The 26,595-nt window shown below is 62.9% G+C and carries 22 protein-coding genes and 1 pseudogene; 12 read left to right on the top strand and 11 right to left on the bottom strand.

Going from position 1 to position 26,595, the window contains the following annotated elements; all coding sequences use genetic code 11:
- The 3 genes from NKI85_RS25045 (at position 1) to hmuQ (ending at position 2,142) form a co-directional block, all read left to right on the top strand.
- Positions 1 to 432 carry a hypothetical protein gene (locus tag NKI85_RS25045; protein ID WP_352778570.1) on the top strand — a complete coding sequence of 144 codons (432 nt, stop codon included), beginning with the start codon at positions 1 to 3 and terminating at the stop codon, positions 430 to 432.
- Positions 433 to 480: 48 nt separating this feature from the next.
- The gene (locus tag NKI85_RS25040) at positions 481 to 1,761 is read left to right on the top strand and encodes an energy transducer TonB family protein (RefSeq protein WP_352778568.1); all 1,281 of its coding nucleotides are present in this window, start codon (positions 481 to 483) and stop codon (positions 1,759 to 1,761) included.
- 66 nt (positions 1,762 to 1,827) lie between these two features.
- The gene (gene hmuQ / locus NKI85_RS25035) at positions 1,828 to 2,142 is read left to right on the top strand and encodes a heme-degrading protein HmuQ (RefSeq protein WP_352778566.1); all 315 of its coding nucleotides are present in this window, start codon (positions 1,828 to 1,830) and stop codon (positions 2,140 to 2,142) included.
- A 6-nt stretch (positions 2,143 to 2,148) separates the two neighbouring features.
- Here hmuQ and putA read toward each other — a convergent pair whose 3' ends face one another.
- Positions 2,149 to 5,760 carry a bifunctional proline dehydrogenase/L-glutamate gamma-semialdehyde dehydrogenase PutA gene (gene putA, locus NKI85_RS25030; RefSeq protein WP_352778563.1) on the bottom strand — a complete coding sequence of 1,204 codons (3,612 nt, stop codon included), beginning with the start codon at positions 5,758 to 5,760 and terminating at the stop codon, positions 2,149 to 2,151.
- Between the two features lie 162 nt (positions 5,761 to 5,922).
- On the opposite strand from putA, the gene NKI85_RS25025 reads away from it, so the two are divergent.
- The gene (locus tag NKI85_RS25025; RefSeq protein ID WP_352778561.1) at positions 5,923 to 6,375 is read left to right on the top strand and encodes an Lrp/AsnC family transcriptional regulator; all 453 of its coding nucleotides are present in this window, start codon (positions 5,923 to 5,925) and stop codon (positions 6,373 to 6,375) included.
- A gap of 21 nt (positions 6,376 to 6,396) precedes the next feature.
- Here the strand turns inward: NKI85_RS25025 and NKI85_RS25020 are convergent, their stop codons facing one another.
- From NKI85_RS25020 to NKI85_RS25010, 3 genes are all read right to left on the bottom strand, one after another.
- The gene (locus NKI85_RS25020; RefSeq protein WP_352778559.1) at positions 6,397 to 7,128 is read right to left on the bottom strand and encodes a cysteine hydrolase family protein; all 732 of its coding nucleotides are present in this window, start codon (positions 7,126 to 7,128) and stop codon (positions 6,397 to 6,399) included.
- 134 nt (positions 7,129 to 7,262) lie between these two features.
- Positions 7,263 to 8,462 (bottom strand): cytochrome-c peroxidase, encoded by a 1,200-nt coding sequence (locus NKI85_RS25015; RefSeq protein WP_352778557.1) that lies wholly within the window; start codon positions 8,460 to 8,462, stop codon positions 7,263 to 7,265.
- A gap of 7 nt (positions 8,463 to 8,469) precedes the next feature.
- Positions 8,470 to 8,916, bottom strand: a complete 447-nt coding sequence (locus tag NKI85_RS25010) for a FixH family protein (protein WP_352778592.1) — start codon at positions 8,914 to 8,916, stop codon at positions 8,470 to 8,472.
- 158 nt (positions 8,917 to 9,074) lie between these two features.
- Between NKI85_RS25010 and NKI85_RS25005 the strand changes: the two genes are divergently transcribed.
- The gene (locus tag NKI85_RS25005) at positions 9,075 to 10,004 is read left to right on the top strand and encodes a sugar kinase (RefSeq protein WP_352529735.1); all 930 of its coding nucleotides are present in this window, start codon (positions 9,075 to 9,077) and stop codon (positions 10,002 to 10,004) included.
- On the opposite strand, the pseudogene NKI85_RS25000 reads toward NKI85_RS25005, so the two are convergent.
- The 3 genes and pseudogenes from NKI85_RS25000 to NKI85_RS24990 form a co-directional block, all read right to left on the bottom strand.
- Positions 9,997 to 10,997: pseudogene (locus NKI85_RS25000) on the bottom strand (NADP-dependent oxidoreductase). The gene NKI85_RS25005 and the pseudogene NKI85_RS25000 sit on opposite strands and share 8 nt — an antisense overlap.
- Positions 10,998 to 11,085: 88 nt before the next feature.
- Positions 11,086 to 11,952, bottom strand: coding sequence for an alpha/beta fold hydrolase (locus tag NKI85_RS24995; RefSeq protein ID WP_352778554.1), 867 nt, complete (start codon positions 11,950 to 11,952; stop codon positions 11,086 to 11,088).
- Positions 11,953 to 12,038: 86 nt separating this feature from the next.
- Positions 12,039 to 12,854 carry an oxidoreductase gene (locus NKI85_RS24990; protein WP_352529741.1) on the bottom strand — a complete coding sequence of 272 codons (816 nt, stop codon included), beginning with the start codon at positions 12,852 to 12,854 and terminating at the stop codon, positions 12,039 to 12,041.
- Positions 12,855 to 12,959: 105 nt separating this feature from the next.
- On the opposite strand from NKI85_RS24990, the gene NKI85_RS24985 reads away from it, so the two are divergent.
- A complete protein-coding gene (locus tag NKI85_RS24985; RefSeq protein ID WP_352529743.1) occupies positions 12,960 to 13,544 on the top strand; it encodes a TetR/AcrR family transcriptional regulator in 585 nt (194 codons plus the stop codon).
- Positions 13,545 to 13,556: 12 nt separating this feature from the next.
- On the opposite strand, the gene NKI85_RS24980 is transcribed toward NKI85_RS24985, so the two are convergent.
- Entirely contained in the window at positions 13,557 to 14,720 is a 1,164-nt protein-coding gene (locus tag NKI85_RS24980; RefSeq protein WP_352778552.1) for a LacI family DNA-binding transcriptional regulator, read from the bottom strand.
- Positions 14,721 to 14,752: 32 nt separating this feature from the next.
- Between NKI85_RS24980 and NKI85_RS24975 the strand changes: the two genes are divergently transcribed.
- The 5 genes from NKI85_RS24975 to NKI85_RS24955 all read left to right on the top strand — a co-directional run bounded on the left by NKI85_RS24975 (position 14,753) and on the right by NKI85_RS24955 (position 19,565).
- Positions 14,753 to 15,793 carry an ABC transporter substrate-binding protein gene (locus NKI85_RS24975; protein WP_352778550.1) on the top strand — a complete coding sequence of 347 codons (1,041 nt, stop codon included), beginning with the start codon at positions 14,753 to 14,755 and terminating at the stop codon, positions 15,791 to 15,793.
- A gap of 131 nt (positions 15,794 to 15,924) precedes the next feature.
- Positions 15,925 to 16,962, top strand: a complete 1,038-nt coding sequence (locus NKI85_RS24970; RefSeq protein ID WP_352778590.1) for an ABC transporter ATP-binding protein — start codon at positions 15,925 to 15,927, stop codon at positions 16,960 to 16,962.
- The gene (locus tag NKI85_RS24965) at positions 16,959 to 17,846 is read left to right on the top strand and encodes an ABC transporter permease (protein WP_352778547.1); all 888 of its coding nucleotides are present in this window, start codon (positions 16,959 to 16,961) and stop codon (positions 17,844 to 17,846) included. Before NKI85_RS24970 ends, NKI85_RS24965 begins: the two co-directional genes overlap by 4 nt.
- Complete coding sequence (locus tag NKI85_RS24960) at positions 17,839 to 18,630, top strand: ABC transporter permease (RefSeq protein WP_352778545.1); 792 nt, start codon at positions 17,839 to 17,841, stop codon at positions 18,628 to 18,630. The genes NKI85_RS24965 and NKI85_RS24960 overlap by 8 nt, the downstream gene beginning before the upstream one ends.
- 14 nt (positions 18,631 to 18,644) lie before the next feature.
- A complete protein-coding gene (locus NKI85_RS24955) occupies positions 18,645 to 19,565 on the top strand; it encodes a phosphorylase family protein (RefSeq protein WP_352778543.1) in 921 nt (306 codons plus the stop codon).
- A gap of 117 nt (positions 19,566 to 19,682) precedes the next feature.
- On the opposite strand, the gene NKI85_RS24950 is transcribed toward NKI85_RS24955, so the two are convergent.
- The 3 genes from NKI85_RS24950 to NKI85_RS24940 form a co-directional block, all read right to left on the bottom strand.
- A complete protein-coding gene (locus NKI85_RS24950; RefSeq protein ID WP_352778541.1) occupies positions 19,683 to 20,708 on the bottom strand; it encodes an aldose epimerase family protein in 1,026 nt (341 codons plus the stop codon).
- A gap of 80 nt (positions 20,709 to 20,788) precedes the next feature.
- The gene (locus tag NKI85_RS24945) at positions 20,789 to 22,246 is read right to left on the bottom strand and encodes an NAD-dependent succinate-semialdehyde dehydrogenase (RefSeq protein WP_352778538.1); all 1,458 of its coding nucleotides are present in this window, start codon (positions 22,244 to 22,246) and stop codon (positions 20,789 to 20,791) included.
- Positions 22,247 to 22,416: 170 nt separating this feature from the next.
- Positions 22,417 to 23,367 (bottom strand): AEC family transporter, encoded by a 951-nt coding sequence (locus tag NKI85_RS24940; protein ID WP_352778536.1) that lies wholly within the window; start codon positions 23,365 to 23,367, stop codon positions 22,417 to 22,419.
- 157 nt (positions 23,368 to 23,524) lie between these two features.
- On the opposite strand from NKI85_RS24940, the gene NKI85_RS24935 reads away from it, so the two are divergent.
- Positions 23,525 to 26,536, top strand: coding sequence for a caspase family protein (locus NKI85_RS24935; RefSeq protein WP_352778534.1), 3,012 nt, complete (start codon positions 23,525 to 23,527; stop codon positions 26,534 to 26,536).
- Positions 26,537 to 26,595 lie beyond the last annotated feature (59 nt).

Raw genomic sequence — 26,595 nt, 5'->3', positions numbered from 1 at the left:
ATGACTGGCGTGACGGCATTCCTTCGTCTTTTGATCGCGGCGCTGGCAATGTCGCTTGTTGCGGCTCCGGCATGGACACAACAGCAAGCACCTGCGCTGATCCTCGAGCTCAACGGCGCGCAGCCTTCCGACAAGGGCTGCCGCTTGACCTTTGTGGTCACCAACAATCTCGGCGCCGATCTTTCCAAGGCGGCATTCGAGATCGCGCTGTTCAACGAGGCCGGCGTCGTCGACCGGCTGACCGTGCTCGACTTCAAAGAGCTGCCGGCAGGCAAGACCAAGGTGACGCGTTTCGACCTTGCCGGCACGGATTGCGGCAAGGTCAGCCGCGTGTTGATCAACAGCGCCACGGAATGCGCCGGCGCCGAGCCGAATGCCTGCATGCGCGGGCTGAAGACGCAGACCAGGACCGGCATCGCCTTCGGGGTCTGAATTTTGGGACTGGAACCCGCATTCGCACGAAACACCGTCGCATGGCCGATGGCCGGTTTCCTGCCGCCGGAACCGGACGATCCGGATTTCGCCATTCCGCGCGGGGCGCTGCGGGTTTCGCCGCGCGACAGGCCGGAAGACAATTACATCGCCGATGCCGACGGCGAATTGACGACGGTGCCTGCGGAGCCATTGCGGCAGACGCGACAGATGCAACGGCGCCGCAACTGGACGGTGGCGATCGCCTGCTCTTGCGCATTCCACGCAGCGGTGGCGCTGGCCTTCCTCACGCTGCCGGACGACAGACCAAGCATCGAAGGCGCCGACCAGCAGGGCGACATGCTGCTCGGCGCCGATCCGCAGCAGGCGGCCGGCGATATCGGAGACGACCCGGAAGTGGCCAATGTGACGATGGTGACCATGCTGGACGCCAAGCCGGTCGAAACGGTCGAGGCGCAGGCGGCCGCGGCAGAGGAGACGCTCCAGCCGGTCACCGATGCGGCGGAAACATCCGACAAAGAGGTGGTTGAGCCGATCAGCGAGGCGACCGCGGACACCACTGCTCTTGCCGACCGGACCGAGCCTGCGCAACCTGTCCAGCCGGCGCGCCAGGACCCGTCGCCCGACATTCTTGCGACAGACGGGCTGGTGCCCGCCGACGACAATGCCGTGCCGCCGCCAGTCAGTGCGGTCGAAACGGCCGAGCCTGCCGAGACGAGTGCGCCGGCACCAACCGACGCGGCGCCGGCCGAAACGGTCGAGACGACCGAGACCGTCGTCGCGGCGGAAGAACCGAAGCCGGACAAGCCGAAGCCCAGGCAGCCGAAGAAGGCAACCGCAAAGAACAAGCCGGCCAGGAAAGCTGAACCGAACGAGGCTGAAAAGCCGGCCCTGCGCAAGAAGGCGGGCAAGGCACTGGCCAAAGCCGACACCAAGAAGAAAAAAGCCGGCTCTGGCGGCCGTGACGAAACGGATGTCGCGCGCGGCATGACCGACGGCAAGAAGGAGGGCAAGATCCTGACCGCCAGCAGGGGCGGAAAATCCGGCATCGGCAATGCAGCCGTCACGAACTATCCCGGCAAGATCCGATCAAAACTGGTGCGGGCCTTCAATTCGACACGGACGCGCGCCACGGGCACAGCCACGGTTGCCTTTACTGTCGCCTCGAACGGCAGCGTCCGGTCAGCCAGGCTGACGGGCAGTTCAGGCGTTGCCGCGCTGGACAAGGCCGCACTCGACGCAGTCCGCCGGGCTTCGCCGTTTCCCCCGATTCCAGATAGAGCCGGTCGCTCGGCCTGGCAGTTCGAGGTGCCGCTCGGTATCAGGTAACGATCATCCACAAGGCCATTTGCCAGCAGGCTGATTTTGCGGGCGTCATTTCTGAAAGGACAGCCAATGTACATAGTCATGAACCGCTTCAAGGTGCAGAACGGCTCCGAGGGCGCCTTTGAGGCGGTCTGGAAGAACCGTGACTCCAGCCTTTCGCAGATGAGGGGTTTCAAGGAATTTCATTTGCTGCGCGGCCCGGCCAACGAGGCCGAGGGCTACACGCTGTTCGCCTCGCATACGGTGTGGGCGAGCTACGAAGATTTCGTCGCATGGACCAAATCCGAGAATTTCCGCGCCGCGCATCGCAATGCCGGGTCCAGCAAGGTGCACTATCTCGGCCATCCGCAGTTCGAGGGCTTTTCAGTCGTCGAAGGCGCGTAGCTAAGCTTATGCCGCGGCCAGCAGGCTGGCATTGCCGCCCGCCGCCGTGGTGTCGACGCAGACGGCGCGCTCATGGGCGTAGGCTGCCGGATTGAGCACTTCGCTGACCAGCGGCACGATCGGGCCGGCGCGGTCAGCGATGACCTTGCGCACGATGCGCGCGGCCTCGGGCGTACCGGAAAAGGCAACGACATCGACCCGCAGCGAGCGCGCTTCGACCGGGTCCGGACGGCCGTCGATCGCCGCCAGCGGCAGGCCCTTGCCGGTCAGCGCCGACAGTGCCGCCGGCGCGCCGGGTGCGACGGCAAGCACGGCATTGCCGGCGGCCAGCGCCTGGATCGTCTGGGCAAGCAGCGTATCCGCGTCGGGACCGAGGCAGAGCACACGTCCGCGCGGCGACAGCGACAGCGTGTTGGCCTCGCCGGTCGGCCCGGGCAGGTCGACCTGGCCGAAATCGATGCCGGCGGCAGCGCCGATGGCCGCGGCACCCTTGCCGCGCAGATGCTTTCTCAGGATGGCGACGCGGTCCGGCCGCATCGACCAGCCGCCAAACGCCGGATCCGGCAGATTGTCGGCAAGCTCGGTCGCCGTCACCTTGCGGCCTTCGGCAAGATGGGTGCCGGCCTCCGGCCCCTTGCGGAAGCGCCTGAGATAATGCGGTCCGCCGGCCTTCGGCCCGGTGCCGGAAAGCCCCTCGCCGCCGAACGGCTGCGCGCCGACGACGGCGCCGATCTGGTTGCGGTTGACGTAGATGTTGCCGGCATGGATGCCGTCGACGAAATGCTGGGCGCGGCCTTCGATGCGGGTGTGCAGGCCGAAGGTCAGGCCGTAGCCCTTGCGATTGATCGCGGCGATCACTGCATCGATCTCGTCGGCATCGAAGGTGGCGACATGCAGCACCGGGCCGAACACCTCGCGCTCCAACTCTTCGATGCCCTTGACCCGAAAGACGTGCGGGGCGACGAAGCGGCCATCCTTCGGCGCTTCGAGCTTGGCGATCAGCCGGCCCTGCAGGCCCATTTTCGTGCAATAGTCGCGAATCGACGCTTGCGCCTCGTCGTCGATGACCGGGCCGACATCGGTCGAGATCCGCCACGGATCGCCGAGGCTGAGCGCTTCCATCGCCCCCTTCAGCATCGCCAGCATCTTCTTCTCGACGTCCTTCTGCACGTAGAGAATGCGCAAGGCCGAGCAGCGCTGGCCGGCGCTCTGGAAGGCGGAGGCGAGGATGTCGCGCACCGCCTGTTCGGGCAATGCGGTGGAATCGACGATCATGGCGTTGAGGCCGCCGGTCTCGGCGATCAGCATGGCATCGGGCGTTGCAGTCTCGGCCAGCTGCTTTTCGATCAGCTTGGCGACCTCGGTCGAGCCGGTGAAGCAGACGCCGGCAATGCGTGGATCGGCGGTCAGCGGGCCGCCGACCGAGGGACCGTCGCCGGGCAGAAGCTGGATGACGTCTTCTGGCACGCCGGCCTGGCGCAGCAGTTCGACGGCGCGGAAGGCGATCAGCGGTGTCTGCTCGGCAGGTTTGGCGATGACCGAATTGCCGGTGACGAGTGCCGCCGCAATCTGGCCGGTGAAGATGGCCAGCGGAAAGTTCCACGGCGAGATGCAGGCGATGGCGCCGCGCGCCTCCGTTCCCACTTCGGCATTGGCTGCCTCGGCAGCATAGTAGCGCAGGAAGTCGACCGCCTCGCGCACCTCGGCGACGCCGTCGGCCAGCGATTTGCCGGCCTCGCGGGCGGCAAGCGCAAAGAACTCGACGGCGTTCGCCTCGTAGAGATCGGCGGCGCGGTTGAGGATGGCGGCGCGCTCGGCGACCGGGCGCCTTGCCCATGCCGGCTGTGCCTCAACAGCGAAGCGCACGGCTGTCCCGACCTGCTTGGCGCCGGCCTCGCTGACCGTGCCGACCACTTCCGAAGGCCTCGCCGGGTTGACGACCGGACGCTGCTTGCCATAGCCCGCCGCGCGGCTGATCGGCTTGGCGTGCCAGCGGTCCGGGCCGGCGAACTCAGCCCTGGCCTTGTCGATCGCAGCCAGCGTCAGCGTGTCGGTGATATCGAAGCCCTTGGAATTGCGTCGGCTGGGGCCAAAGATCGCCGACGGCGGAACGATCGCCGGATTGGCGGCGGGGCCTTGTTTCTCCACCGTTTCGAGCGGGTCGCGGGCAATGTCCTCGGGCTCGACCTCCTCATCGGTAAGCTGGTGGACGAAAGAGGAATTGGCGCCGTTTTCGAGCAGCCGGCGGACCAGGTAGGCAAGCAGGTCGGAATGCGCGCCGACCGGCGCGTAGATGCGGCAGCGCGTGCCTTCGGCCCGCCGCACCGTCTCATGCAGCGCCTCGCCCATGCCATGCAGCCGCTGGAACTCGAATGTATCGCGGTCCGTCGTCATCGACAGGATGGCGGCGACGGTGTGGGCGTTGTGGGTAGCGAACTGCGGATAGATGCGGTCGGTCATCGACAACAGCTTCTTGGCGCAGGCCAGGTAGGACACGTCGGTGTTGGCCTTGCGGGTAAAGACCGGATAGCCGTCGAGCCCGAGCGTCTGCGCCCGCTTGATCTCGGTGTCCCAATAGGCGCCCTTGACCAGCCGCACCATGATCGTGCGGTCGTATTTCCTGGCCAGCGCATAGAGCCAGTCGATGACGAAGGCGGCGCGCGGCCCGTAGGCCTGCACGACGACGCCAAAGCCGTTCCAGCCGGCAAGCTCCGGCTCGGCCAGCACCCGCTCGATCACGTCGAGCGACAAATCGAGGCGGTCGGCCTCCTCGGCGTCGATGTTGAGCCCCATGCGCGAATGGCGCGCCGCCAGCGCCAGCGACAACAGCCGCTCGGCCATGACAGGCAGCATCGTTTCCTTCTGCGTCACCTCATAGCGCGGATGCAGCGCCGACAGCTTGACCGAGATGCCATGGTTCTGGCGGATGTCGGGGCCGTTGGCGCCGGCATCGAGCGAGGAGATGGCGTCGGCATAGGCCTTGAGGTAGCGCAATGCGTCGGCCTCGGTGCGGGCCGCCTCGCCCAGCATATCGAAGGAATAGAGATAGCCCTTCTGCGTCATCGGCCGGCCGCGCCTGACGGCCTCGGCGATCGTGCGGCCGATCACGAATTGCTCGCCCATTTCGCGCATGGCGGCGGCGACTGCCTTGCGGATGACCGGCTCGCCCAGCCGGCGCACCATGGCGCGCAGCGTGCTTTCGATGCCGCCCTCGCCTTCATCAAGCACGCGGCCGGTCAGCATCAGCGCCCAGGTCGACGCATTGATGAAGATCGAGCTCGAGCCGCCCGAATGCGCCGACCAGTCGTGCGGCGCGATCTTGTCGGCGATGAGGTCGTCCATCGTCTCTGTGTCGGGCACCCGCAGCAGCGCTTCGGCCAGGCACATCAGCGCCACGCCCTCCTTGGTCGAGAGGCCGTAGGCCGACAGGAACACTTCCATCAGCCGCGGATCGGACGAGCCGCGCACCGCCCGCACCAGATCGGCGGCACGGGCCGAAATCGCCTTGCGGTCTTGCACGGACAGCCCGGCTGCCTCGGCCAGCCGCTTCACCGACTGGTCCTCGTCAGGCAAATAGTTGGCACGGATCTGCTGGCGGATGGCGTCGAGCGCTGGCATGGCGGTCCTGTAGAACGAGCGTACGGGAGCGGGCCGGCGGTCACCGGACCGAATGGCGCAAGCTAACATAAGTAGGGATTTCGGTCGGTCCAAAGAAATCGACAGGACAGGTCGATTGATCTACTATTTGGCCAGTTTATCTCCGATTTGACTGGAAATCTGATGACAGAAGACCAATTGGACCGCATCGACAGGAACATCCTGTCGGCGTTGGGTAGCAATGGCCGGCTTTCCATGTCGGAACTGGCGGCAAGAGTCGGCCTGTCGAAGACGCCGGTGCAGGCGCGGGTGAAGCGGTTGGAGAAGGACGGCTTTATCAGGGGCTACCAGGCGATCATCGACCGCGAGCGCATGGGCGAAGGCCATGTCGCCTTCGTCCAGGTGAAACTGTCCGACACCCGCTCGGCCGCGCTCGACGCCTTCAACCGCGCCGTGCAGGCGGTGCCGGAGATCGAGCAGTGCCACATGATGGCGTCGAGCTTCGACTATCTGCTGAAGGTCCGCACCACCGACATCGCCGCCTACCGCCGCGTGCTCGGCGAGCGCATCTCCGCTTTGCCGCACGTCGCCCAGACCTCGACCTTCGTCGCCATGGAGACGGTGAAGGATCGCTAGCCGCTCAATGGCTTCGCCAGTTTATCCGGCTCGTTGAAGGCGCTCCTGAAATTGCTCCTCGATCGCCCTCAGGAAATGGTCGGACGCCGACGTCCATCCAAAGAGCGTCTGCACGAGCGTTATCGAGGCGTCATGATTGCTCCTGGGAGCATCCGACGCGATGGGCTCGCTGGTGCAGTCCGTCAGCAATATGCAGTGATAATCCCTGAAAAAGGCATCCCGAATGGTCGACTCTACACAAACGCTGGTCGTGCACCCTGTCACGATCAGGTGTTTGACGCCTGCGGTCTTCAGGACCGCATCGAGTTCGGTCTCGTAGAAACCGCTGAACCGGGTTTTGTAGAGGACGACATCCCCTGCCTCCGGCTTCAGGTCATTGACGATATCTGTTCCCCAAGTGTCACGGATCAGAATCCGGCTCTCGCTGCCATCCGGCGCTGTCATGTTCTCACCGACGCCAAAGATCTGGAGATGTCGGACACGATTGGGGGCATCCGATGTCCCGAGATCCGAAAGGTCAGAATGATATCCCATCTTCAGATAGATGACGGGCAGTCTCGATTTGCGAGCGGCCGCTATTACACTTGCAGTAGGGCGGACAGCCCGTTGAATCCCGGAAATGTCGATGCCGGCTCTGTCGAACATCCCACCTTTCGAGCCGAAGTCATTCTGCATGTCCACGACGAGAACTGCAGTCTTGGCGGGGTCAACTGAAACAGGTTGAGGCTTTGCGTCGATGACAAGTGGCTGCATTTCATCCTCCCACACCTGAGGGATCGCACTTTGCGCCTTGGTTATCATGATCAGCGACGCTGCATCGTGTCAACAATCGTCTACATCGTTGCTTTGGCGGCCTAGAAACTGCTTGCCGCAGACAAGTCCAAACCTCACTCCGCCAGCGTCTTCAGGAACGCAACCAGCGCCGCCCGCTCACGATGCGAAAGCTGCAGGGGGTGGACTTCGGACACGCCTTCGACACTCGCCGGCGCCTTCGAATAATGCGCCACGACCTCGTCCAGCGAGGAAAACTGCCCGGCATGCATATAGGGCGGCCGGGTGGCGGCACCCCGCAGCGACGGCGTCTTATAGGCGCGGACGAGTTCCGGCCCGGCCTTGACCATGAAGCGCAGCTCGCGGCAGGCATCGGCGTCGCCGTCGCGAAAGGCGCCGAAACAGTTGAACGGATCGGCCTCGACCTGCGCCACCGCGTCGACGCGGCCGCGATCCGGCGGCAGACCCGCGACCGGCGGCACGCCGGTGTTGTGAAAACTGCCGTCGGCAAAACGCGGGCCGTTATGGCACGTCACGCAATTGGCCTTGCCGATGAACAATTTCAGGCCGAGGATTTCGTCTGGCGAAAAGGCGGCGTCGCCTTTCGGCTTGGCGCCCGCCACCAGATCAATGGCAAAGCGGTCAAAGCGCGTCTGCGGCGGCGCGATCGAGCGCTCGAAGGCGGCGATCGCCTTGCCGATATTGGCGAAGACGTGATTGACCTCCTCGGCCTGCGCCTCCGGCATGGCATTCCAGGCCGCCTTCTCGGCATCGGTACCGAGCGGACTGGCATTGGCCGGCACGCCGGAAAGGTCGGGCAGCGCCCCGAAGATACGCTCGTAGCGCTCGCCGAAGCGGGCCTTGATGTAATGCGCGAAGGCGGCGCGGTTGCCAGCCTGCTCCAGCGGATTTTCGAGCGGGGTCAGCGCCTGCGCCCACAGGCTGTCGCGCCGCCCGTCCCAGAAGAACCAGGGATCATGCGCGACGCCGGCCAGCGGCATGGTGCGCCGGTTGGTGCGGCCGACGCCGACGGCTTGCGGCAGGTCGTCCTGGAACTGCCGGTCGATCTTGTGGCAGGTCGAGCAGGATACGGTGCCGTCGCCGCTCATCCCCGTGTCGAAAAACAGCGTCGAGCCAAGTGCGGCGGCTGCCGGCACATCGGCGAAGCGATTGGTGGTGTCCGGCTTCAGCGACGGCAGTCTCGACAGCGCCAGCGAGGCGATGGTCTGCTTTTCGGCGTCGGAAAATTCCGGCCTGCCGCAGCCGACGAGCACCGCCACCATCACCAACGCGAGAAGACTGGAAAGCTGGCTCATCTGTGGCTCACAGCACCACGTTGAAGACGACCGTGTCCGAACCGGCCGCGGCCGAGATGGCAAAGTGCAGCTGCCACCATCCGCTCATCGTGAATTTCACCCCGTCGATGCGATAGCGTCCCTCGCCGAGGTAATCGGTAGCCTGCGGGCTGGTCGGCAGACCGTGCTTGTGCTGCGGCATGCCGCCGGAAATCGTGATTGCAGCACCTTCCACCGGCGCACCCTCGACGGTTTTCAGTGTCAGCAGCCAGGATTCCAGTTCGCCCTGCCGAATGACGCCCTTCTCGGGCTCGAAAGTCGCCACGAACAGCTTGTTCGCCGTCGTCTTGGAACGGCCTACGTCCGAGCTGCGCTGCGGCGCATGCGGCGCCGTCAGATAGACGACGGCCAGCACGCCGGCGAGCAAGGCAGCCAGGCCGAGGCCTCCAAGAAGATAACGCCATAACGATGCCAAACCCATTCCTGTTCTGCGAATAACGTTTCGCTGAGCGGATCGCGTCCCACGCCCCTGTGGGAAATCGCGCCCAGCGCAAGAATCCGCCAGCGCCAAGCATGGCGCTGCCGATCGCAAAAAGCTACAGCACCGCAATCGCAGGGATGGAGGAGAACTTCATGGCAGGAAATGGCGTCGCCTCGATCGGCGAGTGCATGCTCGAGCTTTCGGGCCAGGCCGGGCCGAACTGGCGCATGGGCTTTGCCGGCGACACGTTCAATACCTTGTGGGCGCTGCATGCCTTGAGCGGCGAGCGGCCGGCGACCTATGTATCGGCGTTCGGCGACGACCCGTTCTCGCGCGACCAGATCAAATTCCTTGCTGAAAACGGCATTGGCATCGGCGCCAGCCCGGTCATACCGGGCGCCCGCCCCGGCCTCTACGCAATCACGCTGACCGGCGCCGAACGCTCATTCACCTATTGGCGCGCCGATGCAGCCGCGAGGCAGCTCGCTTCGGACCCAGCCGCTTTGGCGAAAAGCCTTGAAAACCAAGCGCTTGTCTATTTTTCCGGTATAACCTTGGCAATCCTCGACGACAATGCGCGCAAGACATTGCTGACGGCCGTGGCCAAAGCGCGGGCGGCCGGGTCGCTGATCGCCTTCGATCCCAATTACCGGCCGCGGCTGTGGCGCCAACACGAGGAAGCGCAGGCCGCCATGCTCGAGGCGCTTGCCGTCGCCGACATCGCGCTGCCGACTTTTCCCGACGAGCAGATGCTGTTCGGGGACGCAGCACCGCACGCAACCGCCGAACGGCTGCGAAAGCTGGCCGGCGAAGTCGTCGTCAAGAACGGCGAGGAACCGGCGCTGATCGCCCGGAACGGCAGCTTGCAATCGGTGCAGGCGGTGCATGTCGCCGCCCCCCTCGACACCACCGGCGCCGGCGATTCCTTCAACGGCGCCTATCTCGCCGCCCGCCTTGCCGGCCATGCCCCGGAAGAAGCGGTGCAGCGTGCCCATCGCGTCGCCGCCGCCGTCGTGCAGGTGCGCGGCGCCCTGGCGCCGTTCGAGACGTTGAGGGCAGCTTTCGAAGGAATTGCTATCTGACCTTGATGACGACCTTGCCCTTGGCGCGTCCTGTTTCGACATAAGCCAGAGCCTCATTGGTCGCTTCGAATGGAAAGACCCGATCCACAACCGGGCGGATCGCGCCGGATTCGATGAGGGAGGTGATCTTGCTCAGCTGATACCCTGCGCCCACATGAAAAGGAACGAAAACCTCACGCCACGGCGCTTGGATTTGGCCCGGATACCGCGGCTCAGAAAGCGCAGCACCAGCCTCAGCATTAAATTCAGTCCCTTTTCCCTGGCAAACTCGGGATCCGGTGGACCGGAGATGGAGATGAGCTTCCCACCCGGTTTCAGCACGCTCAGGGATTTTTCGAGTGTTTTGGCGTCCTGACTGTTCAAGACGACATCGTAGCCCGACAGAACTTTCTCGAAGTCATCTTTCCTGTAGTCGACGACAACATCGGCGCCGAGACCTTTGACCAGATCGGCACTCGCTGCGCTCGCCGTTGTCGCAATGGTCGCGCCGAGGTGCTTGGCCAACTGAATGGCGAATGTTCCCACGCCGCCGGAACCAGCCTGAATGAAGACCTTCTGTCCCTTCTTCAGGTTTGCCCTTTCAATGAGCGTCTGCCAGGCGGTCAGACCGACCAGGGGAATCGAGGCCGCCTCCTCCATGCTGAGATTCTCAGGCTTCAAGGCCACGTCGGCTTCGTTCACGGCGATGAATTCGGCGAATGTCCCAATCCGGCCATCGCGCGGCCGCGCATAAACATCGTCGCCGCCTTTGAACTTGCGGACTTTCGATCCCACGCGGATAACCTTCCCAGCCACGTCGTGGCCCAGGATGAAGGGTCGGCGATAAGGCAGGATGAGCTTGAATTCTCCGGTTCTGATCTTGGAATCGAGCAGGTTCACCCCTGCGGCATGGACCTCGACCAGGACATCGCTGTCCTGGAGCTCCGGCTCCGGCATCTCGGCCAGCCGCAGAATGCCCTTTTTATTATGCTTATCGACAACGAATGCCTTCATGGCAGTTACTTTCTAAAAATGTCTGTTGGTGTTCCGGGACGAAACAAGCCGAACGTTTTCAGCTGCATAGCCGCCCTGCGGAAAGGCCTCAGTCCTCGAGGAAGGACAGGGCTTTCGGGACAAAATCGGCATGGTTCTGAAAGACCCCGCCATGCCCGGCATCCGGGTAGATAACCAGATGCGCCCCCGGGATACGCCCGGCGAGATCGTAGGTATTGCTGCTCGGCACCATCCTGTCCTGGTCGCCGTTCGCAACCAAAGTGGGAATGCGGATGGCGCTCAGATCTTGCGGCGCCTGCAGTCCATAGGCCTTGATCGCCTTGAGTTGCGCGCCGAACGCGCTCAGCGATACCGCCTTGTCCCGGTTGGTCCGGCGCTCTTTCAGCCGTTGCAGAAATGCGTTTGCGGCGCGGCGCCCATTCGGCGTCCTTGTGAAGAAGAGATAGTATTTCGGATCCCGCAAAGTCAGCGCGCCCTTGATCATGTCCACGATCGTCAGCGGCGTCACCTTCTCGATCCCTTCGCCACCGGCCGGGCCTGTGCCAGCCAGTATGAGTTTGCGCACAAGCTCAGGCTCAGTCAGCACAATCTGCTGCGCCACGAAACCGCCGAGTGAAAAGCCGAAGAGGTCGACTTCTTCGAACCCCAGCGCCCGGATGAAGGCGACCGCATCCCGTGCCATGCCGGAAATGGTCGACGGAGTCTTGCCACCCGAAGCGCCGATGCCACGATTGTCGAAGGCAATCACCCGCCGGGTCGCAGCGAGGCCATCGACGATGCGCGGATCAAAATTGTCCAGCTGAGCAGCCAGATGGTTGAGCAGGACCACCGGCACGCCCGTTCTGGGCCCGAGTTCCCGGTAGGCAAAGGCTGTGCCGCCGACATCGACCGAGCGCGTTGGCGCGTCCTGGAACAATGCCGCCGAACGCGGCGATCGATTGGATGTATGTGTCATGCTTGGCGCCTCCGTCTCGTAGGGCCTGACCAAATGCGTTGTGGTTGCTAGTCGCATGTGCGTGAAATCCGCTGGCTCGCTGTTGTTCAGACCGGCAAGCGGAACTGCTTGCGCAGGCTCTTGTCGAAAATCCCCGCGGGGGCAAAGCGGCGCAACAGGCTGACCTGGCGCGCTGCCTTGCCGGCGGTATAACGCCGTCGCGGACTGGCATCGGTCGCCGCCTTGACGACCACATCCGCCACCACTTCCGGCCGATCGGCTTTGGGCATCACATCGCCCAGCAGCGCCTTGAACCCGGCTCGAGCCCGATCGTATTCCTTCAACAGCGAATCCGGCTCGATGCCGTTCTGGTCGAAGACGGTGCGGACGAATGCCGGCTCGATGACAGAGACGCGGACGTTGAAGGCGCGCACCTCGTGGTCGAGCGATTCAGAATAGCCTTCGAGCGCGTGCTTGACTGCCGAGTAATGAGCTGAGTATGGCGCGGGTACCAATCCCAGAATGGAGCCGATATTGATGATGCGCCCTTGGCCGCGCCGCCGCATCGACGGCAATATCGCATTGGTCATGCGGATGACGCCGAACAGATTGACGTCGAACAGGGCTTGTACCTGTGCGACCGAGGATTCCTCGGCGCCTCCTAGCAGACCGACACCGGCATTGTTGACCAGGAGGTCGATCCGGCCGGTCTGCGCCAGCACGGTGGCAACGAGCGCATTGACGGCCGCATCATCGGTCACGTCGCATGCCAGCATGGTCACTCCATTCGGGCCATTACTGGTCTTGCGGCGACTTGTCCCGAAGACAGTGAACCCCGCCCGCGCCAAGGCCTCGGCGCTGGCGCGGCCGATGCCCGAGGAGGCTCCGGTCACGATTGCGGTTTTTTCAGAATTCCCATTCATTTTGATGTTCCAGGTTCGAGAGGTCTAGCTTATTTCCACGAATTGAATTATGGTCGTAATATCAGATTATGAGCATAATGCAATAGCAGGACAGGAAAGAAAGATATGCGCTACGAAAAGGGGCGAAAGGACGCGTCACGCAGCCGGATCATGGAGGTCGCCGCCGAACGTTTTCGATCTGACGGCATCGCGGCGTCCGGGCTGGCAACCATCATGAGCGACGCCGGGCTGACGAACGGCGCCTTCTATCCGCACTTCCAGTCCAAGGCGGAGCTCGTCCGTGAAAGCGTGGCGGCGGCCCTGGACGCGCAGTCGCATCAAGTGCAGGAAGCGTTGGCCGCCGGCGGCCCGGAAATGGCCATAGGGGCATATCTATCGGCCGAGCACCGGGACAATCCTGGAAAGGGCTGCGCTTCGGCCGCGTTGTTGCCGGAAATAGCGCGGCAGCCGCCTGAAACGCGGGCCCTCTATGCCGAGCGCGTTCAATCCCTGGTGCGCCAGATCGCCGAAGCTCTGCCGCCGACCGAGGATCCCGAGGGCGCTGCGTTGGGCATGTTTGCAACGCTCATCGGCGCGCTTCAACTCGCGCGCGCCGTGAAAGGAACGGAATTGTCGGATCGTATCCTAGCGGCGGGAGCAGATGCCGCAAAGGCGATGATCCGGGCGGTTCAAGACGAGGTGGCCTCCTGAGGGCAGCCCGGATTATTCGGCCGGCTCGAATCTGCCTTGCACCAAGACTGTCTCCACCGGCCCAAGCGGATTGATGATCCGGCTCTCCAGGACTTCGATAAGTTTGCGTCCAACACCCGTCATATCCACGGAATGAACTCCGATCTTTGCGGGCAGGAAGCGTGCCAGCCGCGTGCTGTCACGGGTGACGATGTGAACATCGCGGCCTGGTGTAAGACCCCGCTTGCCGAGAGCGTGCAACGCTCCCAGAAGGCCCAGTTCGTTGGCGCACGCCAAGCCCGTTGGCGGATCTGATGACGCCAGCAAGCGATCGAACCAGCCTGCGCTCGATTCCATGGTGAACATGCCATGACCGATCAGCGATTGGTCGATCGGAATACCGGCCTCGGCCATTGCCCTTCCATACCCGGAAAGACGCATGGCACTCGCCTGGTCCTCCGGAACGAGAAGTTGCAGCGCAATGCGTCGACAGCCCTTATCCATGAGCCGCCGGGTCGCCTCGTAGGCAATCTGTTCATTGTCTACATCGACATAGGGATACGCGACATCCAGGTCGGTTCTTCCAAACGCGACGAATGGCATGCGTTGATCCAGCAGCAGCTTGACGCGCGGATCAGCCGACACCAGGCGCGTGATGACCAGGCCGTCTGCGCTGCGCGCCTGAAGCTGCCGCTGCACACTCTCAACGGGATCGTCGTCGGGAGTGGTGGAATAGATGGACAGACTATAGCCGGCTTGCCGCGCCGCCAGCGTCATGCCTTCGATTAAAGGAAGCTTCAACAGATCGGACAGATGGTCTCGTGTCTCCATCGGGAGTACCGCCGTCAGCGTCTGCGTTCGACCGGTTTTGAGCGCGCGACCATGATGATTTGGTAAATAGCCGACCCGCTTAGCCGCCTCCTTGACGCGGGCTATGGTCGAGGGCTGCACTTCCGGCCCATCCTTCAGAGCGCGGGACACCGTGGTCACCGACAGGGAAAGTTCCGCGGCGATCTGCTTTAGATTGGCCATTGTTCGCCCGACTTCATTTGCGAAAGCGCCGGCTGATTTGCTGACCGCCATAGCGTTACCGAATTCGACATCCCGGTCAATCCAAACTCCCATGGGAAGCAGCTTGACTCTAGCGTATTCAGATGCAATCGTAACGTTACGATTACAAAATAATGGCTCTTTCAAGCGATATTCCTAAAATTTGGGGAGGAGAACCTATGTCCTGGCTACGCATTTCCTTAACAGCATTCGCAATCTCGGCTGCCCTGCCCGTCCATGCGCAGACGGTCACCATCACGACCGCAGGTGGCGATTATGGCAACGCCATCAAGGAGGCCATGTGGGGGCCGGCTGCAAAAGAGCTTGGCTATGATGTCCGCGAGGAGACGCAGAGCGACGGCCTGGCCGCCCTGAAGATGCAGGTTACCTCGGGTGCAGTCACGACCGACATCGTCCACCTGGGTTCGCCGGAAGGGGCCCAGGCTGCCGCACAATCGCTGCTGGAGCCGCTCGACTACAAGATCATCGATCCGAAATCCGTGCCGGAGGGTGCAAAGTCCGACTACTGCTATCCGTTCGATTCCTATGGCACCGTCATGTCGTGGAACACCAAGACCTATGGCGAGAACCCGCCGAAGACGTGGGCGGAATTCTGGGATGTTGCCAAATTTTCTGGCCGTCGCGCGTTGCGCGCCAATGCGCAAGACTCGATCGAGATCGCGCTTCTCTCCGATGGCGTGGCACCGGCGGACGTCTATTCCGTGCTCAGCACCCCGGAAGGGCTAGAGCGCGCCATCAAGCGGCTTGAAGCGATCAAACCAAATGTCGCCGTCTGGTGGACCTCGGGCGCCCAGTCCGCGCAGTTGCTGAAAGACGGTGAGGCGGATTTGGTCATTACCTGGAACGGACGCGCCCAAACCGTGAAAGCAGATGGCGGCGCGGCTGACTACACGTTCAAGGGTTCGGTCATCGGCACGGACTGTCTTGGGGTGCCGAAGGGAGCGCCGAACAAGGAAGCCGCGATGAAGCTCATCGCAGCGATGACGCAGCCCGCGCGCGTTGCGAAGCTGACCGATTTCATTGCCTATGGCCCAGTCAATCCTGCGGCATATGAGGGTGGCCTTATTCCCGAGGACCGTCTGAAGACACTTGCGACCGCGCCTGAAAATGCTGGCACTTCGGTGTTTTCGAATTCAGAATGGTGGGTCAAGAACGGCGAGGCCGCCCAAAGAGCCTTCGATGAAATGATGGCCCGCTGACTCTCAGCTCTAATGCATGTCGCGCAAAAGTGTGCAGCGCTTTTGCGACAACGACATGCATGAAAACAAGAACCTAAAGCGTGTCGCGTGAGGCCGGTCGAACGCGACGCGCTTTAAGGCTGGAGCACATGATGAAGTCGCTCGCGATCACCATCGAAAGCGTGCACAAGGCTTACGGGTCCTACGTCGCACTGGATGATGTTTCGCTCGACATTCAGGCTGGCGAATTCCTCACGCTGTTAGGGCCATCGGGATCTGGCAAGACCACGTTACTCATGGCTCTGGCCGGTTTTGTCCGGCCGGATTCCGGTAAACTTCTCTTGGGCGATCGAGACATCACCCGCCTGCCGCCCAACAAACGAGACATCGGCATAGTATTCCAGAATTACGCCCTGTTTCCGCACATGAACGTCCTGGCGAATGTCGCGTATCCGCTGGTGCTGCGCAAGGTACCGAGAGCGGAGGCGCGTCAGCGGGCCCTTGACACCTTGGCCCGCGTGAAGCTGGATGGCCTGGCGGAGCGCAATGTTGCCGCACTATCCGGCGGCCAACGTCAACGGGTGGCATTGGCGCGGGCTATCGTCTTCGAACCGCGCGTGATGTTGATGGACGAGCCGCTGTCGGCGCTCGACAAGAATCTGCGCGAGACCATGCAGTATGAGATCCGGCGTCTGCATGACCATCTAAGGATCACCACAATCTATGTGACCCACGACCAGCGCGAAGCGTTGATTATGTCTGACCGGATTGCGGTGATGAACTCTGGCCGCATCCAGCAGATAGATACGCCGCAGCGGATTTATGATCGTCCATCGACCCGCTTCGTCGCGGAGTTCATGGGCGAGGCTAACATTGTGGCGCCAGGCTCGGCGCGCAGAATCGATGGCGCCGAAGCATCACGCGAAACCCTGATGATCCGCGCCGAAAGCTTCCATCTTGATGCGAAGCTCGTCGGGGGAGACGGAGTGGCTCTCGAAGGAATACTGCGCGCCAAAGCGTTCCGCGGCGAGAACTGGCTTTTGACGCTGGCGCTTGACGGCGGGCAAGAGGTTCTTGTCTGCATTCCGGCAGCGCTGGCCGGCGGCTGCGCCGAGCTTGCCGCCGGTCAGCGGATGACCGCATATGCACCGGCAGCGAAGGTTCACGCGATACCGGGAGCGATGGCGTGACCGTCGTCCGGGACCCGGCGCTCGCGGCGGATGCGCGGCGCGAGCGGCGGTTTTTTCTTTCACTTTCGCTCCCGGCGCTGTTCATCGTTGGACTCGCGGCGATACTGCCCATCCTTTGGATCATCCGGCAATCCTTCCTGACCACCGGGGGTGAGTACACCGTCGGCAACTACCAGAAGGTCCTTTCGAGCGGACTGACATGGTCGGCGCTCGTCACGACCCTCGAACTATCCTTGGGTACGCTGGCGGCCTGCATTCTTCTCGGCACCCCTCTGGCGCTGGCTCTGGCCAGCGTCAGACCAAGGGTGGCCAACGTGCTCATGGCGTTCGTCATGCTGCCGCTGTGGACCTCTATTCTGGTGCGTACCTATGGTTGGCTAGTGCTCTTGCGGCGCGATGGCCTGATCAACGCGGCGTTGACCGGTTCAGGCCTGACGGCGGAGCCATTATCGCTCGTCTACAACTTCACGGGAACGCTCATCGGCATGGTGCACTACATGCTGCCACTCTTTCTGCTGCCTGTTTATGCTGCGATGCGCGATATCGACCCAAATCTCATTCGCGCGGCAGCGAGCATGGGAGCCACTCTCAGGCAGGTCATCCGCACAGTCATTATGCCGCTCTCGGCGGGCGGCATTTTCTCGGGTTCGATCATCGTCCTCATCTACGCCATAGGCTTTTTCATCACGCCGGCGGTGCTTGGCGGCGGCAAGGTAAATCCTCTCTCTACCCGGATCGAGCGTACACTATCGACCTTTCAGGACTGGGGGTCGGCGAGCGTCCTGGGCATTCTGCTCCTCGTTCTTATGGCACTGATCGGTGTGATGTTGCTGGCGGCACGCCGCCTGGTGGCCCAGAACACCGTGGAAGCCTCCCATGCTTGAAACCTATCCGCAAAACAGGCTCGCCCGCATTTTGCTCTGGAGCTTTGCCGCTGTTGTCATGGCATTTCTGATGTTGCCGACGCTCGTGGTGGTGCCGCTTTCCTTTTCGGCGTCGAATCTCCTCGAGTTTCCGCCGCACGCCTACTCGTTGCGCTGGTACGAGAACTTCTTCGGCTCGGCAACGTGGATGGGTGCGCTCAGAACGAGTTTGATCCTTGGGACATTGACGGCGTTGATCGCGGTGCCTTTTGCGCTGCTCGCCTGCATTTCAATGAATCGGCTGGGCGGAAAGGCCGCTGCGGCCATCCAGAGCGTCCTGCTAACCCCCTCGATCACTCCAGGAATCCTGCTTGCGATCGGTCTCTTCTTTGTGTTGGCCGCACAACATCTGATCGGAACGTTATTCGGTGTGCTGGTCGGACATGTGGTGCTGGCCATTCCGGTCGCGTGCATTGTGTTATTGCCCGCGTTGGCCCGTTTTGACTGGAACCAGGTTCAGGCGGCGCGCAGCCTCGGTGCAAACTGGGCCAGAGCCATTGGCGGAATAATTGTTCCGCAACTTCGGATCAGCTTGCTGTCGGCGACATTGATGGCGTTCCTGACTTCGCTCGACGAGTCTGTGATTTCGATCTTCATCGCAAGTGGTCGCAACAGCACGATGCCAAAGCTTATGTTCCTGTCGCTGCGCGATCAGATCGATCCGACCATTGCGGCGATCTCGACATTATGGACCGTCATCGTCGTGGCCGTCGTTCTGATTGTGACCCTTCGCCAAAAGCCCTGACCGAGACTGGAAACATGCCCTCCAATCACCACGCAGCCGACGATTTGACGGATCATTCGACGAACATCCCTCAGGTAGGGTTGGCCATCATCACCGGGTCGGCAAACTGGGGGCTTGCCTTCCCGGAAGATGTCGCATTCCATGGCGTGCGCACGTTGCGGCGCGACATGAGTTTTGAAACGCCTTTCGGTCGTACCGACAACTGGAAGCTGCTCGAGTTCGATGCGTCGATCACAGCCGAAGGGAGAGCGAAGCGCGCGCTGTGCATGTATTCGCACGGCAATCCCCGCGACCATATCGACCATTCCTGCCATCGCCGCGCGTTCTGGGTATTGATGCGGGCGGGTGTACGGCAAGTTCTCGCCTGCTCGACTGTAGGCGCCGTCAACAAGGCGATCCAGCCTGGCGATATGGTGGTGACCGCCGATATCATCGAACTGACGCAGACCCCCTTTTCACTGCTTCCTGACCGCCAGAGCTTTGACTGTTCGGGCAAGCAAATCGTGTGTCCAAGATGTGCGGCGGTTCTGGTCGAAACGGCCCGCCGTCATTGGCCAGCCGAATGCCGCGTTTACGGCATCGAACAGCAGTTGGTGGCTGCCCATTGTTATGGGCCCCGACTGACAACGCCTGCCGAAGCCTTGGCGTATCGGGGCATGGGGGCGGATGTACTCAACCATTCCATCGCTCCTGAGGCGACCTTGTCGCGCGAGATCGGCGCGTGTTTCGTGCCTTGCGCGTTCGTGACGGCGGGCTTCAACGACTATATGGATCGCAACCGCCAGAAATTGCTGCAGGAGGACGTGCTGCCCAATCTCTCCATGACAGCCTCGCGGGTCGCGCTGGATACCGCAGCGCGACTTCCCGCTAATCCGGAATGCTCCTGCCAGGGCTTGAAGTCGCCTCAGCCGGAAGAACGCTCCAGCCGGTTCTGAGACGACCTTGGTGCGCCGGATAGCTGAAGCTCTGCCACCGACCAAGAATCCCGAGGGCGCTGCATTGGGCGTGTTTGCGACGCTCGAGTCGTACGCTTCGGCAGGGGCACTCCAGCCCTAAGGCAGCCTGAACCGGTATTCCGTCACGTGATGGTAGATCTGGCCCGGCCACAGCGTGGCTTGCGGGAAATACGGCCGGTTGGGCGCATCCGGCCAGATTTGCGGCTCCAGGCAGAAGCCCGAAAACGCCCTGTACTGGCGCCCGCCCAATCCGGGTGAGGACGGTGCCAGATACTGGCCGGTATAGAGCTGGACGCCCGGCTCGGTGGTCCAGAGCTCCATCTCGACGCCGGAATTCGCGCCTTGCGCCCATGATGCCTGCTTCAGCGGCCCGCGCGTCGAGGCGAGGCAGAAATTCTGGTCGTAGGGGAGCTGTTCGCCCTCGGTCTCCATGCGCAGCGGCCGCGCCTGGCGAAAATCGAAGGGTGTGCCGTCGACCGGCTTGACCGTGCCTGTCGGGATCAGATCGGCGTCGACCGGCAGATAGGCGCCGGCATTCAGCATCAGCCGGTGGTCGAGAATGTCGCCGGCGCCGCCATCATCCAGGTTGAAATAGGAATGTTGGGTGAGGTTGCAGAGCGTCGGCTCCTCGCAGGTGGCGGTCAGTTCGATGCTGAGCGTGCCGGGGATCTTCAGCCGGTAGGTGCAGGTCACGTCCAGCGCGCCGGGAAAGCCCATCGTGCCGTCCGGGTCGTGCAGGGTCAGCGTGACAAAATCTCTGCCGTGCAGCGAAACCGCCCAGGCCCGGCGCGAAAAACCTTGCGAACCGCCATGCAGCGTGTGCTTTTCGAGGAAATTGCGCTCGGTCTGATAGCGTTTGCCGGCAAGCGTGAAGCGGCCGTCGCGGATACGGTTGGCATAGCGCCCGACGACAGTGCCGAAGAAGGCGGTATCCATCTCATAATGCTCGAAACGGTCATAACCGAGCACCAGCGGCGCATCGTGCCCGGCCAGGCGCAAATCCTGGATAATCGCACCCAGCCCGATGATGTTGGCGGTGAGGCCGCCGCCACGGATGGTGAAGCGGCGGACGGCCTCGCCCGCCTGCGTCGTGCCGAAAACCTCGCCGTCCTTCATTGCCATGCTCGCAAGTTCATTGATCGATGCCAGCCTGGCCTTTCGAAGCGGCCCAGGATCGTTTTCGGTATTACCGCATCAGGCTTCTAGAGACCAAGTCCGCCGATGCAGACATATTTGGTGTCGAGATAATCCTCGATGCCCTGATGGCCGCCTTCCTTGCCGAGGCCCGATTCCTTGACGCCGCCGAACGGCGCTTCAGGGGTGGTGATGAGCCCTTCATTGACGCCGACCATGCCGTATTTCAGCCCTTCCATGACCCGGAAGGCGCGGCCGAGATCGCCGGTGTAGAAATAGCAGGCCAGGCCGAACTCGGTGTCGTTGGCGAGTGCTACGGCCTCTTCCTCGGTCTCGAACTTGAATACCGGCGCTACCGGGCCGAAGATTTCTTCCTTCATGAAGCGCATCTTCGGCGTCGCATTGGCGATCACCGTCGGCTGGAAGAACGAGCCGCCGAGCGCGTGGCGCTTGCCGCCGGCGACGACCTTGCCGCCCTTGGCGGTAGCGTCGGCAATCAGCTCCTCGACCTTCTCCACCGCCTTCTCATCGATCAGCGGTCCCTGCTGGACACCGTCCTCGAGGCCGGAACCGACCTTCAGCCCGTTGCTCGCAGTAGCCAGCTTTTCGACGAACTGGTCATAGATGCCGGCCTGCACCAGGAAGCGGTTGGTGCAGACGCAGGTCTGGCCGGAATTGCGGTATTTGGCGGTGATGGCGCCGGCGACGGCTCGCTCGAGATCGGCGTCGTCGAAGACGATGAACGGCGCGTTGCCGCCGAGCTCCATCGACACTTTTTTCACGGTGACCGACGACTTCTGGATCAGGATCTTGCCGACCTCGGTCGAGCCGGTGAAGGTGATCTTCTTGACCAGCGGGTTGGCACAGATCTCGTCGCCGATCTCACCGGCGGCGCCGGTCAGGATATTGATCACGCCTTTGGGGAAGCCGACTTCCTCGGCAAGCGCACCCCAGGCAAGGCCGGAATAAGGCGTCTGCGACGCAGGCTTGACCACGGCGGTGCAGCCGGCGGCAAGTGCCGGGCCGAGCTTGCGGGCCAGCATCGAGGACGGGAAATTCCACGGCGTGATGGCGGCGATGACGCCGACCGGCTCCTTGGTCACCAGGATACGACGGTCGGCCCAGGGTGACGGCACGACATCGCCATAGGTGCGGCGGCCTTCCTCGGCGAACCATAAAATGTACGACGCGGCCGAGCCGATCTCGCCCTTCGATTCGAGCAGCGACTTGCCCTGCTCGATGGTCAGCAGTTCGGCCAGCACGTCCTGATTGTCCATCATCGCGTCGTGCAGCTTGCGCAACAGCTTCGAGCGTTCGAGCGCGGTGGTCTTACGCCATGTCTTGAAGGCAGCGTCGGCGGCTTCGATGGCGCGGCGGGTCTCGGCCTTGCCCGATTTCGGCACGGTACCGATCTTGAGGCCGGTGGCAGGATTGTTGACGTCGACGGTCTGGCCTGAATCGGCCTGCACCCATTCGCCATTGATGAGATTGGCCTGCCGCATGAAATGGCTGGTTTTCTGAAGCATGATCTCGCCTCCGTTCGGCACCTGGCGGGCCGGTCGCTGATTTCGTGAATGGACGTGCGCGATAGCATCGCTAGAGCCACTGCTCTTAGCCCAGGGCAAGCCCCGCAAGCAATCACAAGATGGCATATAGGGTTTGGGCCAGCCAAAGCGAGAGCGATCTCGCCGGGCTCTTATCCAAAAACATGGACAACCACGGTCAGCCAAAAGGCCGTGGTGACCACCGCGCTGGCGGTGGCGATGGTCATCTGGTTCGATGCCAGCGCCTGGCCGGTGTTGAACTGCACGGCGATGAGATAGGAGTTGATGCCGGACGGCAGCGCCGCCACCACCACCGCCACCTTTGCGGTCAATGGCGGCAGGCCGATCAGCCAGACCAGGCCAAGAACCAGCGCCGGCATCAGAAACAGTTTCAGCGCCGACAGCGCCAGCGCCGGCCGGACATTGCCGGAAATGCCGAAACGGCGCAGGCTTAGCCCCATGGCGAACAGCGCCACCGGGGCGGCCGTGCCGGCCAGCGCGTCGCTCAGCCGCGTCGCAAGCACCGGCAGCTGCGCACCGGTGAAGCGCCACGCAAGCCCGGCCAGTATGCCGATGATCAGCGGGTTGATGAATACCCTCCTGAGAAAGCTCGTGATGACACGAAGCGGATGCACAGGCTCGCTGCCGCCACGGCCGAACATTTCGAACAGGATGATCGAGGCCATCATCATCACTGGCAGGTGAATGGAAACGAGCAGCGACAGCACTTCGAACCCGGCTGGCCCGAACACGCCGATGATGAAGGGAGCGCCGAGCAGGACGACATTGGAATAGGACGACGACACGCCGCCGACGACGCCGGCGCGTGCGTCCCGCCCGAAGATGCGGGTGGTGACCAGATGGCCGGCGGCCCAGGTGATTGCGACCGCCGTGAAATAGGCGCCCCATAGCGACCACGGCGCCACGCCGTGGAAATCGGCCTTTATCATGGTCTGGAACAGCAACAGCGGCATTGCCACGTTGATGGCGAATTCGGATACGCCCTCGCCGCTCGCCGGCTTCAAATAGCCGGTGAGCCCGGCAAGATAGCCGAGCCCGACGAGACTGAAGACGAAGAGGACGGTTTCGGTGAGCGGAGACATTTTTCCCGTGATAGGCGAGCCCAGACTGCGGCGCAATCGCCCTGCCCTGACGAATGTCCCGGCCACACAATCCGCCGCACGGATCTTGCCCGAATTTGCTCATGGTCCGGTGGCAGCGCTATACAGGCTTGGGATTGTCGGGGCGGACATGGGGCGAATGGGCTTTGTCGGAAAGCAGCACTTCTTCAGACAGGCGTGGCTGACGGCTTTCGTCGCCGCCCTGCTCTGTCTCGTCGCGACCTTGGCTCATGCCGCGGAGCCGGCGAGCCTCAAGGGGGTGGCGCTGATCGTCGGCCAATCGAAATACCAGCACATAACGGCGCTTCCCAACCCCGCCAACGACGCCCGCGACATCGCCAAGATGCTGACCGATCTCGGCTTCGATGCGCGCAGCGTCACCGACCGCGATACGGCAAAACTGAAGCGCGACCTCGAGCGTTTCGCCGAGGATGCCGAGGACGCCGACGTCGCCTTGATCTACTATTCCGGCCACGGCATTGAGGCCGGCGGCGAGAATTACCTGGTGCCGGTCGACGCCAATATTGCTTCGCTGAAGGACGCCGACCAGGCCCTGGTGCCGATTTCCGCCGTCATGGACGAATTGAAGCAGACCGTGCCGGTGGCGATCATGCTGCTCGATGCCTGCCGCACCAACCCGTTTCCGCCGGATGCGGTGCTGCGCCGGGCGCCAACCGCCTCGGCTTCGCCGATAAGCGCCGGCGGGCTGGAACCGGTGCGCGGCGCCAGGGCGCTCGCCGACGCACCCGCGAGCGAAAATCTGGGAACGGTGATCGGCTTTGCCGCCGAGCCGGGGCGGCCGGCACTCGATGGCATCGTCGGCGAAAACAGCCCCTATGCAGCGGCGTTGCTGCGCCATCTCGCGGCAATGAAGGGCACCGAGTTCGGCTCGGTCATGCGCATGGTGACCGAGGAAGTCTATCTCGACACCAAGGCGAAGCAGCGGCCATGGGTCAATGAAAGCCTGCGCCGGCTGCTCTATTTCGGCGTAGCGCCGCAGGAGCCGACCGGCGACGACGGGCTGATCACCGGCGAGCGGCGGCAATTGCTGCTGACGATTGCCGAGCTGCCAGATCCCAAACGGGCACAGGTGGAATTGGCCTCGCTGCAGGACGGCGTGCCACTCGACGCGCTCTATGGCGTGCTGAGGGCGCTCGGCACCGAAAAGATGCCCGAGGATCCAACCGACCTGCAAAAGCTGCTCGACGCCCAGGCCGAGCGCCTGAAGAAGATGTTCTCCGAGCGCGACGCGCTGCGCACCGACGACCCCGAGATCAGCCGCCTCGTCGCCTCGGCCGACAAGGCCATCGGCCAGGGCGCCATCGTCACGGCGCGCAACTTCCTCGACCAGGCAGTGGGCCGGGTCGAGCAGGCCAGCGGCGTGGTCGATCAGGCAGAGGAATTGGTCAAGCAGAAGCGCATCGCCGACGCGGCGATCTATGCCAGGCGCGCCGACGCTTCGGCGCTGGTCTTCGACTATCTGTCTGCCGCCAACGACTACCGCAAGGCCTTCTCGCTGGTCGAGAAATGGGACGACAAGCTGCGCTGGAACTACAAGAACCAGGAGGCGGAGGCGCTCAATGCCCATGGCAGCGCCACTGGCGACAGGCAAGCGCTGCAGCGTGCCATCGACGCCTACCGCGTCATCCTGAACTTCATCCCCAATGGCGAGCAGAACCGCGACTGGGCGATCACTCGCAACAACATGGCCGTGGTGTTGCAGACGATCGGCGAGCGCGAGCGCGAAACCGGCCGGCTGGAAGAGGCAGCGAAAATCTTTCGCGATTCGCTTGCCGTGTTCGCGCGCGAGAAGGACGACCTCAACTGGGCCGCCGCCCAGAACAATCTGGCCAATGTGCTGCTGAAGATCGGCGAACGCGAGAGCGACCCGAAACGCCTGAACGAGGCGGTGGTGGCGATGCGCGCCACGCTGGAGAAGCGCCCGCGCGAAAAAGTTCCGCTGGACTGGGCCGCTTCGCAAAACAACCTTGGCCTTGCGCTTTACGCGGTCTCGGAACGCGAACCGAGTGGCGAGCGCCTGGCCGAGGCCGAGGCCGCCTACCGGCTGGCGCTGGAAGAATACACGCGCGAAAAAGCTCCCGTTCAGTGGGCGATGGTTCAGAACAATCTCGGCAACACGCTGGTGTCGCTCGGCACGCAACGCAACGACAAGGCGAAAATCGACGAGGCGGCCGACGCCTTCCGTGCCGCGCTCGGGATCCGCACCCGCGATACCTTCCCGGTCTCCTGGGCGACCAGCCGTCTCAATCTCGGCAATGCGCTGAGCAGTGCTGCCCGTTTCGAACTTGGCACCGGCCTGCTCAAAGAGGCGGCTGCCGCTTATGGCGACGCGCTGACCATCTTCACTCGCCAGCGTTTTCCGACGGATTGGGCTTCAGCGGAGAACAATCTCGGCTCGATCTACCAGACGCTCGGCCAGCGCACCCGCGATGCTGCCAAGCTTGAGCAATCGGCCGCCGCATACCGGGCGGCACGGCGCGTCTACACCAAGAAGGAGTTTCCGCTCGACTGGGCGATGACCCACTACAATCTCGGCAACACGCTGCAACTGCTCGGCGGCGTGGCCGACAAGCCGATGCACTACGAAGAGGCAATCGAGGCCTATCGCGACGCACTGCGCGAATACAAGCGCGAGGCGACGCCGCGGCAATGGGCGCTGGCGCAGGCCGGCCTCGGCTCGGCGCTGCAGTGGCTGAGCATGAGCGAGGCCGATCCCGGCAAACTGGCCGCTTCGATCGCCGCGCGCCGGGCGGCACTGGAGGTACTGACCTTCGAAACCGCGCCCGTCGATTGGGCAAACGCGCAGAACGGCATCGGCATGAGCCTGATCAATCTCGGCAATCTCGAACGCACCGGCAAATATCTGGACGACGCCGAAGCCGCCTTCGAGGCGACGCTCAAAGTCTTCACCCGCGAAAGCCAGCCGATGCAATGGGCCTTCGAGCAGAACAATCTCGGCGACGTCCACTGGAACCGCGGCAGCTATGGCGGCGGCAATGCCGACTATCAAAAGGCGATCGAATTTTTCGAGAACGCCAAGCAGGGCTTTACCGAAGCCGGCTACACACTCCCCGTACCGCTGACCGACCAGAAGATCGACCTCGTGAAGAAGCAAATGGCGAAGAGATAGGCGTTTCGGCCATAGGTTGCGCTCAGCTTGTTTTTCAGCCCGCTTTGCCGTCCCTATAT

Source organism: Mesorhizobium sp. M0571 (genome assembly GCF_040320985.1).
GTDB lineage: Bacteria > Pseudomonadota > Alphaproteobacteria > Rhizobiales > Rhizobiaceae > Mesorhizobium.
The sequence above is the reverse complement of the archived record's forward strand: the minus strand, read 5'-3'. Positions and strand labels throughout refer to the sequence as shown.

Excerpts from the sequence above, each read along its gene's own strand:
- NKI85_RS25015 (WP_352778557.1), bottom strand. The coding sequence starts at position 8,462 with ATGAGCCAGCTTTCCAGTCTTCTCGCGTTGGTGATGGTGGCGGTGCTC.
- NKI85_RS24975 (WP_352778550.1), top strand. The coding sequence starts at position 14,753 with ATGTCCTGGCTACGCATTTCCTTAACAGCATTCGCAATCTCGGCTGCC.
- putA (WP_352778563.1), bottom strand. The coding sequence starts at position 5,760 with ATGCCAGCGCTCGACGCCATCCGCCAGCAGATCCGTGCCAACTATTTG.
- NKI85_RS24970 (WP_352778590.1), top strand. The coding sequence starts at position 15,925 with ATGAAGTCGCTCGCGATCACCATCGAAAGCGTGCACAAGGCTTACGGG.
- NKI85_RS24985 (WP_352529743.1), top strand. The coding sequence starts at position 12,960 with ATGCGCTACGAAAAGGGGCGAAAGGACGCGTCACGCAGCCGGATCATG.
- hmuQ (WP_352778566.1), top strand. The coding sequence starts at position 1,828 with ATGTACATAGTCATGAACCGCTTCAAGGTGCAGAACGGCTCCGAGGGC.
- NKI85_RS24990 (WP_352529741.1), bottom strand. The coding sequence starts at position 12,854 with ATGAATGGGAATTCTGAAAAAACCGCAATCGTGACCGGAGCCTCCTCG.
- NKI85_RS25040 (WP_352778568.1), top strand. The coding sequence starts at position 481 with ATGGCCGGTTTCCTGCCGCCGGAACCGGACGATCCGGATTTCGCCATT.
- NKI85_RS25005 (WP_352529735.1), top strand. The coding sequence starts at position 9,075 with ATGGCAGGAAATGGCGTCGCCTCGATCGGCGAGTGCATGCTCGAGCTT.
- NKI85_RS24950 (WP_352778541.1), bottom strand. The coding sequence starts at position 20,708 with ATGGCAATGAAGGACGGCGAGGTTTTCGGCACGACGCAGGCGGGCGAG.
- NKI85_RS24960 (WP_352778545.1), top strand. The coding sequence starts at position 17,839 with ATGCTTGAAACCTATCCGCAAAACAGGCTCGCCCGCATTTTGCTCTGG.
- NKI85_RS24940 (WP_352778536.1), bottom strand. The coding sequence starts at position 23,367 with ATGTCTCCGCTCACCGAAACCGTCCTCTTCGTCTTCAGTCTCGTCGGG.
- NKI85_RS25020 (WP_352778559.1), bottom strand. The coding sequence starts at position 7,128 with ATGCAGCCACTTGTCATCGACGCAAAGCCTCAACCTGTTTCAGTTGAC.
- NKI85_RS24995 (WP_352778554.1), bottom strand. The coding sequence starts at position 11,952 with ATGACACATACATCCAATCGATCGCCGCGTTCGGCGGCATTGTTCCAG.
- NKI85_RS25025 (WP_352778561.1), top strand. The coding sequence starts at position 5,923 with ATGACAGAAGACCAATTGGACCGCATCGACAGGAACATCCTGTCGGCG.
- NKI85_RS24945 (WP_352778538.1), bottom strand. The coding sequence starts at position 22,246 with ATGCTTCAGAAAACCAGCCATTTCATGCGGCAGGCCAATCTCATCAAT.
- NKI85_RS25045 (WP_352778570.1), top strand. The coding sequence starts at position 1 with ATGACTGGCGTGACGGCATTCCTTCGTCTTTTGATCGCGGCGCTGGCA.
- NKI85_RS24935 (WP_352778534.1), top strand. The coding sequence starts at position 23,525 with ATGGGCTTTGTCGGAAAGCAGCACTTCTTCAGACAGGCGTGGCTGACG.
- NKI85_RS24955 (WP_352778543.1), top strand. The coding sequence starts at position 18,645 with ATGCCCTCCAATCACCACGCAGCCGACGATTTGACGGATCATTCGACG.